The following is a 13441-nucleotide window of genomic DNA, read 5'->3' on the forward strand; positions in this document are numbered from 1 at the left end:
TCCCGAAACCCTCACGACCCCGTCTGGAGATCCCGCATGCCCACCGACATGTCCCGCCGCACCCTGGTGCGCTCCCTCGCCGGCGCCGGTGTCCTCGCCTTCGGCCTCACCGCCTGCAACGACCTCGACGGCCTCGACCCGGAGGCGACCGCGCTGCCGACGCAGTCCGGCGGCACCGGCTCCGGCCCCCGACGCTTCGGCGCCGAGTGGGACAAGCACCTGCGCACGGTGATGTCCTGGCCGGCCTCCGAGACCGTCTGGGGCGACCAGCTCCCGGACGTGCGACGGGACGTCGCCGGGCTGGCCCAGGCCATCTCGGCCCGCGAGCCCGTGGTCATGATGGCCCGCCCCGAGCAGAAGGACGCCGCGCAGAAGGCGTGCGGCTCGGCCGTCGAGGTGGTGCCGATCGCGGTGGACGACCTGTGGGCCCGGGACACCCTGCCGGTGTTCGTCGAGGAGGGCGGCAAGGTCAAGGGCGTCGACTTCAACTTCAACGGCTGGGGCGGCAAGCAGCAGCGCGGCAACGACGCCAAGGTCGCCCGGACGGTGCTGGCGAAGTACGGCGTGGAGCGCATCGAGACCAGGCTGGTCGCCGAGGGCGGCTCCTTCGAGACCGACGGCCTGGGCACCCTGATGGTCACCGAGAGCTCCGTCGTCAACGACAACCGCAACCCCGGCATGAGCCGCGACCAGGTCGAGGCCGAACTCAAGCGGGTCCTCGGCGTCACCAAGGTGATCTGGCTCGCCGGCGTCAAGGGCAAGGACATCACCGACGCCCACGTCGACTGCCTGACCCGCTTCGCCGCACCCGGCGTCGTCCTGCTCGACCAGGCCTTCCCCGGGACCCCGGCCGACGTCTGGTCCCGCTCCGCCGACCAGGCGCGCTCGGTGTTCAAGACCGCCACCGACGCGCGCGGCCGGAAGCTGGAGGTCGTCGAGCTCCAGCAGCCCGACCCGGACAAGATCACCGGCCGCGGCGACGCCTTCGTCTCCTCGTACATGAACTTCTACATCGGCGACAAGGGCGTCTACCTGCCGAAGTTCGGCGACGCCCGGGCCGACGACCGCGCCCAGCAGATCCTCAAGCAGTACTTCCCCACCCGCGAGATCGTCCCCGTGAAGATCGACGCGATAGCCGCCGGCGGTGGCGGCATCCACTGCGCGACCCACGACATCCCCGCCCTCGGCTGACCCACCACGGACCGCCCGGCCGCCCGCACCGGCCGGGCCCGGTTCGGCGGGGCGGGCCGGTGCCCGCCCCGCCGCACGGCACCCGCTACGGGACGGGCTGCTGCTGGGTGACGCAGTGGATGCCGCCGCCCCCGGCGCCGAGGTTGTCGATGTTGAGCTGTTCGACCGTCCGGCCGGGGAAGAGCCGGGCGAGCGTGGTCCGGGCGGCCGCGTCGGCCTTGGTGTCGCCGAACTGGGCGGAGATGACCGCGCCGTTGCAGAGGTAGTAGTTGGCGTAGGAGCCGACGAAGGACGGGTTGGTCGAGCGGATCAGGTTGTAGTCGGGGCCCTGGATCCGGCTGACGGAGACCGGGGTGCCCTGCCCGCCGGTGGCGGCGGACAGGATCTGGTACTGCTGGCGCTCGTCGTTGGACCAGACGTCGGTGTCACCGGCCAGCGGCGCCTGCACCACGGCCGTGCCGCCGCCGACGAACCGGGAGGTGGCGTCCACGTGGTCGTCGGTGATGTCCTGGCCGGCGATGCCGGGGAACCAGATCACCTTGGTGGCCCCGTAGGCGGTGCACAGGGCCGCCTCGACCTGGGCCTGCGACATGCCGGGGTTGCGGTTGCCGTTGAGGATGCTGCTCCTGGTCGCCATCAGGGTGCCGGCCGCGTCGGTCTCGACGGCGCCGCCCTCGGTGACGAGCCCGGCCGCGGTGAACGGGACGCCGAGGTAGGCGGCGACGCGGCGGGCGACCAGTGCGTCGTTGGCGTGCGTCTGCCGGTTGCCCCAGCCGTTGAAGTTGAAGCCGACCGCGTCGAACCCGCCCGCGCCGTCGGTGCGGAAGACCGGGCCGGTGTCGCGCATCCAGCAGTCGTCGACCGGGATGTCGCCGATGACCGTGACGGCCGTGCCGCACATCGAGCGCGCCTTGGAGACGCTGGCGGGGTTGGCGAGCATGGTGACCGGCTCGTACTTCGCGATGGTCTTCGCGATGAGCGCGATGTTCGACTGCACGCCGGCGAGCTTGCTGCGCCAGATGGTGCTGCTGTCCGGCCAGGCCATCCAGGTGCGGGCGTGCCGAGCGGTGTCGATCGGCACGACGAGGCCGGTGGCGGTGAGCGTCCGCCCGTCGGTCGCCGTGCCGCGCCGCTGCCCGGCCGAGGCCGGGCCGCCGGTGGCGACGGTGAGCGCGGCCCCGGCCGCGGCCAGTCCCGCGGCCGCGAGGAATCCGCGTCGGCCGACGCCCGCCGTGGCCGCCTGCTCGGATCTGAGCTGGTCGTTCATTTCTGCCTCCATGTCAATGCCGGCTGCATGCACCGCAGTTGACCGGAAAGGTAGAACTGACCAAGCGCTCGGTCAATAGTTTGCGCAGGCATCCGCCCCGACGTCCCCCGACCGCGCCCGCCCCGGGCCGCCCGGAAGCCGCCAGGGGAACGCCCGCGGACCGTCCGGACCGCCCCGGCGGCCCCACGACCACGGCCGTCTCCCTGCCGCCGCGCCCCGGTCCTGGCTACAGTTGCCGCCATGGCGACGCAGGCGACAGGCACGGCCCCGGCTCCCTCCGCGACACCGGCCGGCGGCGGCCGGACGCGCTCCTCCGCCAAGGGCGAGCAGACCCGGGCCCGGCTGATCGCGGCGGCCCGGACCCTCCTCGCCGGCGCCGGCGCCGGCCGCTTCACCACCCGCAACGTGGCCGCGCTGTGCGAGGTCTCGCACGGGATGTGCCACTACCACTTCGCGGACCGCACCGACCTGATCGTCGCGGTGGTCGCGGACATCCGGCCCGAGTGGATCGCCCCCCTCGAACGGGCCGTGGACGGCCCGGGCGGCTACGCCGAGCGGGCGGAGCGGGTGCTGACCCTGCTGACGCGGCCGGAGAGCCCGGACCTCGCGCGGCTGCACGCCGCCCTGCACTGGCTCGCCCTGAACGACGAACGGGTCAGGGTCAGCCTGGAGGCCGAGTACGCGCGGTGGCGGTCCTGCTTCGTCCGCCTCTTCGGGGTGCTGGTCGACGAGCGCGGCTCCGCCGCCGACCCCGTCCCGCTCGGCGAGGCCTTCGCCGCGGCCGTGGACGGGATCGCCGCCATCGGCTCGCTCGACGGCACCGTGGACGCCGCTCAGGTGCTGCGCACCCTGATGGCCTCGCTGTCCGCCACCGTCTGACCGGGCCCCTCGTCGGACAGGCCGACAGACAGACCCCTAGGACGGGCTCGCCCCGGGGACGGCGGGCTGCTGCTGGGTGGCGCAGTGGATGCCGCCCCCGCCACCGGCGATGTGGTCGATGGTGACGGGGGTGACCTTCCGCCCCGGGTGGAGGTCGCCGATGATGCCCGCCGCCCGGTCGTCGGCCGCCTGGTCCCCGAAGCGCGGCACGATGACGCCCCCGTTGCAGACGTAGTAGTTGATGTAGGTGGCGAGGAAGTTCTTGCCCGACCCCTGGATCAGGTCGAAGTCGGGCTCCGGGATCTCGACCACCCTGAGCGTGCGCCCGCCGGCGTCGGTGGCGGACTTCAGGACCTGGAGCGCCTGGTCGGAGGCCATGCTCCAGATGTCCGGCGGGGTGTTCGCGGCCGGGCGGTGGAGGACGACGGTGCCGGGTTCGGCGAAGCGGGCGAGCGCGTCGACGTGGCAGTCGGTGATGTCCTGGCCGGCGACCCCCTTGAACCACAGCACCTTCCGGACCCCGAGCAGGTCCTTGAAGGCCGCCTCGATCTGGTCGCGGGACTTGCCGGGGTTGCGGTTGTCGTTGACCCAGGAGCTCTCGGTGGCCATCAGCGTGCCGTCGCCGTCCACCTCGATGCCGCCGCCCTCGCCGGTGACGGGCGCCTGGACGCGGGTCACGCCGTAGTGCTCCAGCAGGTTGCGGGCGACCTGGCTGTCGTCGGCGTGGGTCTGCTTGTTCCCCCAGCCGTTGAAGTTGAAGTCGACCCCGGCGAGCCCCTGCGGGCCGGTGACGAAGGTCGGGCCGGTGTCCCGGGCCCAGAGGTCGTCGACCATCAGCTCGAGCACCTCGACGCTGGAGCCGCAGGCCTGCCGGGCCTGGTCCGCCTGGTCGGGCCGGGCCAGCAGCACGACGGGCTCGAAGCCCGCGATGGTCCGGGCCAGCCCGGCGATGTCCTCGCGGACGCCGGGGAGCTGGTCGCCCCACACCTCCTCCAGGGCCGGCCAGGCCATGAAGGTCCGGGTGTGCGGGGCCGATTCGGCGGGCATCGCCCGGGCCGCGGCGGACGGGGTGCCCGCCGGGGCCGGGGCCGTGGCGGTGCCGCTCGGGGCGGACGGTTCGTCGACGCCGCCGGAGGAGCAGCCGTCGGTCAGGGCCAGCGCGGCGAGCGCGGCCCCGGAGCGCAGCAGCGTGCGGCGGGACGGCCGGGGGTGAGCCATGGGGGGCCTCGTTCCGGTAGGTGCCTGGGGTCCGGACCCGCACGCTACGGAACGGGCGGCCCGGCCCCGGCCCGACAGGCATCCGCCATCGGGGTGAATCCGGCCGGACGGGTGCCGGCCCGGCTCCCAACGGCCCGCACCGGCCCGCACCGGCCCGCACCACCGGTACCGCGGTCCGGCAGGCCCCACCACCTGCCGGACCGCGGCGGCCTACAGCGCCCGGCGCGCGGCGGCGATCCGGTCGGGATCCCAGCCGGGCCGGGGCACGGACTCCAGCAGCAGCCGGGTGTAGCCGTGCTGCGGGTCGTCGAGGACCTCCGCGGTGTGCCCGGCCTCGACGATCCGCCCGTGCCGCATCACGATCACCTCGTCCGTGACGCAGCGGACGACCCCGAGGTCGTGGGTGATGAACAGGTAGCCGATGCCGGTCTGTTCGCGGATGTCGGCGAGCAGGTTGAGGACCTGGGCCTGGACGGAGACGTCGAGCGCGGCGACCGCCTCGTCCAGGACCATGACGGCCGGCTGGACGGCCAGCGCCCGGGCGATGGCGACGCGTTGGCGCTGCCCGCCGGAGAGCTGGCGCGGCAGCGCGTCCGCCGCGCGGGTGCCGAGGCCGACCTGGTCGAGGAGCTCGGTGATCCGGGCCCCGTGGTCGGTGCCGGGGAAGTGCAGGCGCAGGGTCTCCCGCAGCACGGCCTCGACGCTGGTGCGCGGGTCCAGGGAGAGGTACGGGTCCTGGAAGACCATCTGGACCTCGCGGGCGCGGGCCAGCCTCGCCGCCCGGCCCCGGACCGGGCCGGTCCGGGCCCGGCCGCGGACCGCGACCCGCCCCTCGTCGGCCTGTTCGAGGCCGACGACGATGCGGGCGGTGGTGGTCTTGCCGGAGCCGGACTCGCCGACGATGCCGAGCGATCCGCCGGCCGCGAGGGTGAAGGACACGTCGTCGACGGCCCGTACGGTGCCGAAGGTGCGGCGCAGCCCGGTGACCTCCAGCGCGGGCGGGGGCGTCCGGTCCGGGTCGTGGGGGGTGGTTCCGGGCTCAGGCACGGCTGGCGCTCCCTTCGAGGAGGTCGCTGTGGTGGCAGGCGGCCAGGTGCCCGGGCTCCCCCGGGACGGGCCGCGCCGGCGGGGCCTGCTCGCGGCACAGGTCGGTGGCGAGCGGGCAGCGGGCGGCGAACGGGCAGCCGGTCAACTCCTGCCGCAGGTCCGGTGGTTGACCGTCGATCGCGGTGAGCCGGCCGGAGGGGTTGTCCAGCCGGGGGGTGGAGGCCAGCAGGGCGGCCGTGTAGGGGTGGCGGGGGTGGTCGAACAGGCGCTCGGCCGGGCCGGTCTCGACGATCCGGCCGGCGTACATCACGTAGACCCGGTCGCTGATCGCGGCGGCGAGGCCGAGGTCGTGGGTGACGAACAGCAGGCCGGTGCCGAAGCGTTCGCGCAGCCCGTCCAGGAGCGCGATGACCTCGGCCTGGCTGGTGACGTCGAGCGCGGTGGTGGGCTCGTCGGCGAGCAGCAGGACCGGGTCGCCCATCAGCGCGGCGGCGATCATGACGCGCTGCAGCATGCCGCCGGACAGCTGGCCGGGGTAGCGGCGCAGCAGGTCCGGCCCGAGGCCGACGGCGTCGAGCAGCTCGACGGCGCGCCGGTCGGCGTCCGCCCTGCTCAGCACCCCGGTGAGGGTGACGCTCTCGGTGAGGAAGTCCCCGATGCGCCGCAGCGGGTTGACCGCCGCGCGCGGGTCCTGGAAGACCATGGCGGCCTTGCCGGTGCGCAGGGTGCGCAGCCGGTCGGCGTCCATGGTGAGGACGTCCTCGCCGTCGACGAGGATCCGGCCCTCCGGGTCCGCCCCGGGCGGCAGCAGGCCGAGGGCGCCGCGCGAGGTGAGGGTCTTGCCGGAGCCGGACTCCCCGACGAGCGCGACGGTCTCGCCGGGGGCGACGGTGAGGTCGACGCCGTCGAGGACGGGGCGGGCGGTGCCGGGCAGCCGCAGCCGCAGCCCCTGGATGTCGAGTGCGTTCACGCGGTCCTCCGGGCGACCTGGTCGGCCCAGCGCTCGCCGACGACGTTGAAGGCGACGACGGTCAGCACGATGACGGCGCAGGGCAGGACCGCGGAGAGCGGGTAGCCGTGCTGGATGGCGGTCTGGCCGTCGAAGACCATGCGGCCCCAGTCGGGGGTGAGTGCGGGGACGCCGAGTCCGAGGAAGGAGAGGCCGGCCAGATCCATGAGGGCGTATCCGAAGTTGATGGTGGACTGGGCGAGGACGGTCGGCGCGATGTTCGGCAGGACGTGCCGCAGGCAGATCTGCAGGGCGGAGTGCCCCTGGACCTGGTACGCGGCGACGTAGGGGCGCGTCCGCTCGGCCAGCACCAACGAGCGGGTGAGGCGGGAGACGTAGGGCAGGTAGGCGATCGCGAGGGCGGTGACCGGCGCGAGCAGGCCCTCCCCGTAGACCGAGACGATCAGGATGGCGAGCAGCATGCCGGGGAAGGCGAAGACCAGCTCGGTGCTGCGGGACAGCACCGAGTCGAGCCAGCCGCCCCGCCAGCCTGCGGCCAGGCCGACCACGATGCCGGCGACGGTCGAGAACACGACCACGCCGAGCGGGCCGAGCAGTGAGGTCCGGGCGCCGAGCAGCAGCCGCGAGAGGGTGTCGCGGCCGGCGGCGTCGACGCCGAGCAGGTGGTCGGCGGAGGGCCCGGCGAGGGCACCGGACAGGTCGACCTCGTTCGGGTCGTACGGCGACAGCCAGGACGCGAGCAGGGCCGACGCCACCACCAGCACGACGAAGCCGAGGCAGAACAGGTAGAGCGGGGCGCGGGCGGCCTTGACGCGGGCGAGGCCGGGCCGGCGGGTGAGCACGACACTCATGCGTCGGACCTCCTCGAACCGAGGGTGACCCGGGGATCGACCAGCGGGTGGAGCAGGTCGACGACCAGGTTCACGACCATGAACAGGGCGACGATGATCAGGGAGATGGCCTGGACGGTCGGGAAGTCCTTGGTGCTGGTGGACAGTTCGAGGAGCTGGCCGATGCCGCCGATGCTGAACGCGGACTCCACCAGGATGGTGCAGACCAGCAGGGTGGAGACGATCAGGCCGCCGGTGGTGAGCACGGTGCCCAGCGAGTTGCGGAACACGTGCCGGCGGATCACCTCGCGCTCCGGCACGCCGCGGCTGCGGGCCACCGTGACGTGCTCGCCCTCCAGCGCGTCCAGCATCGCCGAGCGGGTGACCCGGGCGAGCATGCCGATCAGGTAGAGGGCCAGGGCGACGGCGGGCAGCGTGAGGTGCCAGAGCATGTCGCCGAGGCCGTCACCCGCACCGCTGGTCGGGAACCAGCCCAACTTCACCGCGAACAGGCCCTGCAGCAGGACGGCCGCGACGAAGGACGGGGTGCCCACCGCGAGGGTGGTGGTGACCAGGATCGTGGCGTCGGTCCGGCCGCCGCGGACGGCGCCGATCCAGCCGAGCGCCAGGCCGATGAGCAGGACCACCACCAGCGCCATGGCCACCAGCAGCAGGGTCGCGGGCAGCCGGTCGGCGAGCAGCGCGGAGACGTCGGTGCGGTAGGTGATGGAGCGTCCGAAGTCGCCCTGCACGATCTGCCCGAGCCAGCGCAGGTAGCGGACCAGGAAGGGGTCGTCGAGGTGGTACTGGGCGTTGAGCGCCTGCAGGGCGGCCGGCGAGGCCGACCGACCCGACAGGAGGAAACTCGCCGGACTGCCCGGCGCCAGGTACATCGCTCCGAAGACCACGAACGAGGCGCCGAGCAGGGTGACGGCCATCTCGACCAGCCGCCGGACGGCGAATCTCAGGAAGTTCACCGTGCGGCCCCCACGTCGGCCGCCCACGGGTAGTACATGTACGAGATGGTGGTCGGGGCGCCGGTGATCCGCTTGTTCATGAAGACGGTGGTCGGCCACTCGGCGACCGGGATCCACAGCAGCTGCTCGGAGGCCGTCTGCTGGAGCTTGGCCTCGATGGCGGCGCGCTTGGCCGGGTCGTACTCCGCGGAGGCCTGGTCGACGAGGTCGTCGTAGGCCTTGTCGCTGAACCCGGAGTAGTTCTGGTAGGCGCCGGTCTTGAAGTTGGTGAGCAGGTCGAGCGGGTCGGTGACGGACTCGTAGTACGTCTCCGGGAACATGTCCAGGCCCTCGCGCGCCTTGGGGTCGGTGAACAGCGAGGTGAAGGCGTTCGGCGCGATCGTCTTCAGCTGGACGTCGAGGCCGATCTTCGCGCCCGCGGCCTGGACGGCGGTGGCGAGCAGCGAGACGTCCTGGCCGATGCTGCTGGTCGCGACGGTCAGCGTCCTGCCCTTGGCGCCGGCCTCCTGGACGAGCGCCTTGGCCTTGTCGATGTCCTGCGCGGTGGGCGTCAGGTTCTCGAAGGCGCTCCGGCGCACGTCCTCCGGGGCGCCGGCCCAGGCCGCCCGGGTGGTGAGGGAGCCGGTGACGGTGCCCGCGCCGGCCAGGCCGGTCCGGACGAATCCGGAGCGGTCGAGGGCGAGGGAGAGCGCCCGGCGCACCCGGACGTCGCCGAGCGGGCCGGCCATGCTGGTGACGTTGAGGTTGACGGTGCTCAGGCCCTCGCCGAAGTAGAGCGTCCCCGCGCCGCTCTTCTTGAGCCGGTCGTAGCTCTCGGTGGGGATCAGGTAGCCGCCGTCGACGTCGCCGGTGAGCATCGCGTTGGTGCGGGCCGACGGGTCGGTGAGGAAGCTGAACACGGCCTTCTTGGACTTGGCCTTGGTGCCCCAGTAGTCGTCGAAGCGCTGCAGCTCGATCGACTGGCCCTTGTTCCAGGTGCCGAGCTTGAACGGGCCGGTGCAGTCCAGGCCGCCCGCGGTGCCGTAGTCCTTGCCCGCGGCCTCGATCCCGGCCTTGGACGCGACCACGCCGGCGGCCGTCGCCATGTACTGCGGGAACTGGGAGTCGGGCTGCTTGAGCTTGACGGTGACCTGCAGCGGCCCGGTCTTGGTGAGGGAGTCCACGTTCTGGAACACCGAGGCCCAGGCCGCCGCGTTGTCCGGGTTGATCTGCCGGCCGAGGCTGTACACGACGTCGTCGGCGGTCATCACCGTGCCGTCGTGGAAGTGCACCCCGGGGCGCAGGTCGTAGACCCAGGTGGTGGGGTCGGGGTTGGACGCCTTCTCCGCCAGGCCGGGGGCCGTGGTGAGCTGGGGCGTCCAGCGCATCAGGCTCTCGCAGACGTTGGAGAGGATGGTGTTCTGCGGGTAGTCGAAGGCCTGGAGGTAGTCGAGCGTGGGCGGCTCGGCGTAAGTGGCCCAGGTGAAGGACTCGAGTTCGCCCTTCGCCTCCGGGGCCGCGGTGGAGAGCTGGACGGCGGACTGGTCCGAGCCGCCGCGCGGCGGGCCCGAGCAGGCCGCGACCAGGGCGAGGGAGGACAGGGCGACCGTGGCGACGGTGCGGCGCCGGCGGGCGGCCGGGCGTCTCACGGGCGCGCCGGCCGGGCTCGCGGGTACGGGTGTCATGAGGGTGGTGTTCCGTTCCGTGCGGGGGGCGGGTGTCAGGCCCGGGCGGCCGGGATCTGCTGGGTGATGCAGTGGACGCCCCCGCCGCCGTAGGCGATCACCCGGGCGCGCACGCCGACGACCTTGCGGTCGGGGTACGCGGCCGCGAGCACCGCCAGGGCGCCGTCGTCCTCGGGGTGGCCGGCGACCGGCACGACCACACCGCCGTTGGCCAGGTAGAAGTTCAGGTAGCCGACCTCGACGCGCTGCCCGTCGACCTCGACGAAGGCGGCCTGCGGCACGTCGACGATCTCGAAGGGCCGGCCCTGGGCGTCGGTGGAGTGCTCCAGCACGGCGCGGTTGGCCCGCATCCGCGCGTGGTCCGGGTGCGCCGGGTCGGCCGGGAGCTGCACGATCACCTTGCCGGGGGCGACGAAGGCGCACACCCCGTCGACGTGGCCGTCGGTCTCGGTGTCCAGCAGGCCGCCGTACGGCAGCCAGACCACCTTGGTGACGCCGAGGCGGGCCTTCAGCTCGGCCTCGATCTCCTCCCGGCTCATGTCCGGGTTGCGGTTGGGGTGGAGCAGGCACTGCTCGGTGGTGATCAGCGTGCCCTCGCCGTCGACGGTGATCGCACCGCCCTCGAGGATCATCTCCGAGCGGATCGCCGGGACGCCGAGGTGGTCCAGCAGCAGGGCGCTGATCCGGTCGTCGGCGTCCCACGGGTGGTGCTTGCGGCCCCAGGCGTTGAAGCGGAAGTCCACGCCGGCCCGGCGGCCCTCGGGGTCCAGGACGAAGATCGGCGCGGAGTCGCGGAACCACGAGTCGTCCATCGGCAGTTCCACCACGGTGACGCCCTCGCCGCACAGCGAGCGCGCCTCGTCGCCGTGGCCGGGCGGCGCCGCCATGGTGACCGGCTCGAACTCGGCGATGGCGCGGGCGACGGCCGCGTACTCCTGCTTCACCTCGTCGAGGGTGTCGCCCCAGAGGTCCTGCCGGACGGGCCAGGCCATCAGGCAGCCCTCGTGCTCGGTCCACTCGGCGGGCATTCGGAACGTCATGGGGAACCTCTTCTGGTCGGTCGGGCACTGGTGCGGTCGGTCGTGCGGCCGGGCGGTCGGGCAGCCGGGCGGCGGGTGGTGCGGCCGGCGGGTGGTGCGGCCGGCGGGTGGTGCGGCCGGGCGGGCGCCCGGACGGGGGCGGCCCGCGCGGACCGGGCCCCGGCGGCGCGCCTCCGTGGGGGGTGGGGCGGGCCGCCGGGGTGGTCAGCGGGCCGGCGGTACCGCGGGCTGGGACTGGGTGGCGCAGTGGATGCCGCCGCCGCCGGACGCGATGGTGTCGATGTTGACCTGGACGACGTCGCGGTCGGGGAACTCGGCCTGCAGCACGGCGTAGGCCGTGCCGTCGGCGGCGGTGTCGCCGAACTGCGGGACGAACACGGCCCCGTTGGCGACGTAGAAGTTGGTGTAGCTGGACAGGAAGTCCTTGCCGCGCCCGCGGATCAGGGCGCGGTCAGGCCCGGGGAGCTCGACGACGGTCAGGGCGCGGCCCTGGGCGTCGGTGGCGCCGCGCAGCGCCTGGCGGGCCTGCTCGTAGACGTCGATCCAGACCTGGGAGGTGCCAGGGCCGGGCTTGTCGAGGACGACCCGGCCGGGCGAGGTGAAGCGGGCCAGGCAGTCGATGTGGTCGTCGGTGATGTCCTGGCCGGCCAGACCGGCGAGCCAGATGACCTTGTCCATCCCGAGCGAGCTCTTCAGGGCCTGTTCGACCTGGGCCTGGGACATGCCGGGGTTGCGGTTGGGGTTCACCAGCGAGCTGACGGTGGCCAGCAGGGTGCCCTGGCCGTCGGTCTCCAGGGCACCGCCCTCGCCGACGAAGGGGGCCTGGACGCGGTCGACGCCGCACTGGCCGAGCAGGCTCGCCGCCACGGCGGCGTCCTCGGCGAAGGGCTGGTAGTACGGCGTGCCGGCCTTGCCCCAGCCGTTGAAGTTGGTGTCCAGCCCGGCGATCGCGCCCGGGGCGACGAGGAAGGTCGGGCCGAAGTCGCGGATCCACAGGTCGTCGTTGGGGATCTCGACGACGGTGATGCGGTAGTACGCGCCGCCGCCGCACCGGTACCGCGCGTCGGCGGCCTGGCCGGGGCGGGCGACCACGACGACCGGCTCGTAGCGGGAGATCTCGTAGGCGACCCGGGCGATGTCGTCGCGCACCGCGGAGAGCTGGCGGCCCCAGATCGACGACAGGGCCGGCCAGGCCATGAACGTGCGGTCGTGGCGGTCGCTCTCGGCCGGCATCCGCAGCCTGAGCGTCCCGGGCCCGGCCGCGGGCGCGGCGCCGGGGGCGGCGGCCGGGCCCGCCGGGTCGGCCGGCGAGGCGGTGGCGGCCCGGGCCACGGCCGGGGCGACCGTGCCGAGGGCGAGCAGCGGCAGCGCGGTCGCGCCGATGCGGAGCAGGCTGCGGCGGGAGGGTGTGGGGGTGTGCAAGGAGCGCTCCCTGGAGGTGGTGGGAGGTGGGGGTTGCCCCGCATCCTTCACCGCACTGAAAATTCAGTCAACCCTTTGGGCCACAGAAACCCGGCATCCCCTCCCGTCACCCCGGAATCGATCACCCCGCGACACCGCCCCGGAGGGCCTCCCCACCGCCACCACCTGGCGACTCTTCGCACGCGTCGCCGGCGATCGATCCTGAAATTACCATCAGGAGACCTCGGCAAACCGACCCCGAGCCGGGTAGAGTGTGCGCCCATGTCGGACCGTCGGACAGGGATACTCAAAGCCGCCACCCGGGTGATCGCCCGCCGTGGCGTACGCGGGCTGCGCATGGGCGAGCTGGCGACCGAGGCCGGGGTGTCCACCTCGCTGATCTACTACCACTTCACCGACCGGGCGGGCATCCTGCGCGAGACGCTGGAGTTCATCAGCGACCGCGCCGACCACTACACCGCCGAGCCGGACCCCTCCGAGCAGGCCTCGACCCCGCGCGCCGACCTGGAACGGGTCCTGCTCCTGGAACTCCAGGACACCGCCGAGGTCAGGGAGAACAGCACCGCCTGGGGCGAACTGCGGGCCACCGCCGTCTTCGAGACGGAGCTGCGCGACGACCTGGCGAGGACCACCCACACCTGGGTCCACGACATCGCCGAACTCCTCGCCCGCGCCAACCCCACCGGCACCGCCCCCGCCCACGCGGCCGCCGCGGAACGGCTCACGGCCCTCATCGAGGGCCTCAGCGTGCGCTGGCTCAGCGGCTCGCTGCCCCTCGACCACGCCCGGCTGCTCCTGCGCGACGCCATCGACGCGGAGCTGGCGCGCTGCTAGGGCGCGTCTCGTGGATCACTGCCGGAACCGTTCCGGAGGGGGCTGCGACGAGCCAGACTGACGCTACCTCTAAACTTCGCCGTGCCGTCTGTGCCGAACCGC

The 13441-nt window shown here is 73.5% G+C and carries 12 protein-coding genes; 3 read left to right on the forward strand and 9 right to left on the reverse strand.

Annotated features, from left to right (window positions below; all coding sequences use genetic code 11):
- The first annotated feature begins 36 nt into the window (after window positions 1-36).
- A complete protein-coding gene (locus ACIRS1_RS30445) occupies window positions 37-1191 on the forward strand; it encodes an agmatine/peptidylarginine deiminase (RefSeq protein ID WP_402845303.1) in 1155 nt (384 codons plus the stop codon).
- A gap of 85 nt (window positions 1192-1276) precedes the next feature.
- Here ACIRS1_RS30445 and ACIRS1_RS30450 read toward each other — a convergent pair whose 3' ends face one another.
- A complete protein-coding gene (locus ACIRS1_RS30450; RefSeq protein WP_360209806.1) occupies window positions 1277-2458 on the reverse strand; it encodes an agmatine deiminase family protein in 1182 nt (393 codons plus the stop codon).
- A gap of 240 nt (window positions 2459-2698) precedes the next feature.
- On the opposite strand from ACIRS1_RS30450, the gene ACIRS1_RS30455 reads away from it, so the two are divergent.
- The gene (locus ACIRS1_RS30455) at window positions 2699-3337 is read left to right on the forward strand and encodes a TetR/AcrR family transcriptional regulator (protein ID WP_360209808.1); all 639 of its coding nucleotides are present in this window, start codon (window positions 2699-2701) and stop codon (window positions 3335-3337) included.
- A 36-nt stretch (window positions 3338-3373) separates the two neighbouring features.
- On the opposite strand, the gene ACIRS1_RS30460 is transcribed toward ACIRS1_RS30455, so the two are convergent.
- From ACIRS1_RS30460 to ACIRS1_RS30495, 8 genes are all read right to left on the reverse strand, one after another.
- Window positions 3374-4555, reverse strand: a complete 1182-nt coding sequence (locus ACIRS1_RS30460) for an agmatine deiminase family protein (RefSeq protein WP_402845306.1) — start codon at window positions 4553-4555, stop codon at window positions 3374-3376.
- Window positions 4556-4765: 210 nt separating this feature from the next.
- Window positions 4766-5602: an ABC transporter ATP-binding protein gene (locus ACIRS1_RS30465; protein ID WP_402845308.1), complete on the reverse strand. Its 837-nt coding sequence runs from the start codon at window positions 5600-5602 to the stop codon at window positions 4766-4768.
- Complete coding sequence (locus tag ACIRS1_RS30470) at window positions 5595-6572, reverse strand: ABC transporter ATP-binding protein (protein ID WP_402845310.1); 978 nt, start codon at window positions 6570-6572, stop codon at window positions 5595-5597. Before ACIRS1_RS30470 ends, ACIRS1_RS30465 begins: the two co-directional genes overlap by 8 nt.
- Window positions 6569-7423 (reverse strand): ABC transporter permease, encoded by an 855-nt coding sequence (locus ACIRS1_RS30475; protein ID WP_402845312.1) that lies wholly within the window; start codon window positions 7421-7423, stop codon window positions 6569-6571. Before ACIRS1_RS30475 ends, ACIRS1_RS30470 begins: the two co-directional genes overlap by 4 nt.
- A complete protein-coding gene (locus ACIRS1_RS30480; RefSeq protein WP_387906506.1) occupies window positions 7420-8379 on the reverse strand; it encodes an ABC transporter permease in 960 nt (319 codons plus the stop codon). Before ACIRS1_RS30480 ends, ACIRS1_RS30475 begins: the two co-directional genes overlap by 4 nt.
- A complete protein-coding gene (locus ACIRS1_RS30485; RefSeq protein ID WP_402845314.1) occupies window positions 8376-10043 on the reverse strand; it encodes an ABC transporter substrate-binding protein in 1668 nt (555 codons plus the stop codon). The genes ACIRS1_RS30480 and ACIRS1_RS30485 overlap by 4 nt, the downstream gene beginning before the upstream one ends.
- A gap of 35 nt (window positions 10044-10078) precedes the next feature.
- The gene (locus ACIRS1_RS30490) at window positions 10079-11083 is read right to left on the reverse strand and encodes an agmatine/peptidylarginine deiminase (RefSeq protein WP_402845316.1); all 1005 of its coding nucleotides are present in this window, start codon (window positions 11081-11083) and stop codon (window positions 10079-10081) included.
- Between the two features lie 204 nt (window positions 11084-11287).
- Window positions 11288-12505 carry an agmatine deiminase family protein gene (locus tag ACIRS1_RS30495; RefSeq protein WP_402845318.1) on the reverse strand — a complete coding sequence of 406 codons (1218 nt, stop codon included), beginning with the start codon at window positions 12503-12505 and terminating at the stop codon, window positions 11288-11290.
- A gap of 261 nt (window positions 12506-12766) precedes the next feature.
- Here ACIRS1_RS30495 and ACIRS1_RS30500 point away from each other — a divergent pair, with 261 nt between their 5' ends.
- Window positions 12767-13339, forward strand: a complete 573-nt coding sequence (locus ACIRS1_RS30500; protein ID WP_402845320.1) for a TetR/AcrR family transcriptional regulator — start codon at window positions 12767-12769, stop codon at window positions 13337-13339.
- The last annotated feature ends 102 nt before the right edge of the window (window positions 13340-13441 follow it).

It is taken from the genome of Kitasatospora sp. NPDC101176 (assembly GCF_044768035.1).
Taxonomy (GTDB): domain Bacteria; phylum Actinomycetota; class Actinomycetes; order Streptomycetales; family Streptomycetaceae; genus Kitasatospora.

Coding starts and splice junctions, on each gene's coding strand:
- ACIRS1_RS30445 (WP_402845303.1), top strand. CDS start 37: ATGCCCACCGACATGTCCCGCCGCACCCTGGTGCGCTCCCTCGCCGGC.
- ACIRS1_RS30475 (WP_402845312.1), bottom strand. CDS start 7,423: ATGAGTGTCGTGCTCACCCGCCGGCCCGGCCTCGCCCGCGTCAAGGCC.
- ACIRS1_RS30490 (WP_402845316.1), bottom strand. CDS start 11,083: ATGACGTTCCGAATGCCCGCCGAGTGGACCGAGCACGAGGGCTGCCTG.
- ACIRS1_RS30485 (WP_402845314.1), bottom strand. CDS start 10,043: ATGACACCCGTACCCGCGAGCCCGGCCGGCGCGCCCGTGAGACGCCCG.
- ACIRS1_RS30460 (WP_402845306.1), bottom strand. CDS start 4,555: ATGGCTCACCCCCGGCCGTCCCGCCGCACGCTGCTGCGCTCCGGGGCC.
- ACIRS1_RS30455 (WP_360209808.1), top strand. CDS start 2,699: ATGGCGACGCAGGCGACAGGCACGGCCCCGGCTCCCTCCGCGACACCG.
- ACIRS1_RS30500 (WP_402845320.1), top strand. CDS start 12,767: ATGTCGGACCGTCGGACAGGGATACTCAAAGCCGCCACCCGGGTGATC.
- ACIRS1_RS30450 (WP_360209806.1), bottom strand. CDS start 2,458: ATGAACGACCAGCTCAGATCCGAGCAGGCGGCCACGGCGGGCGTCGGC.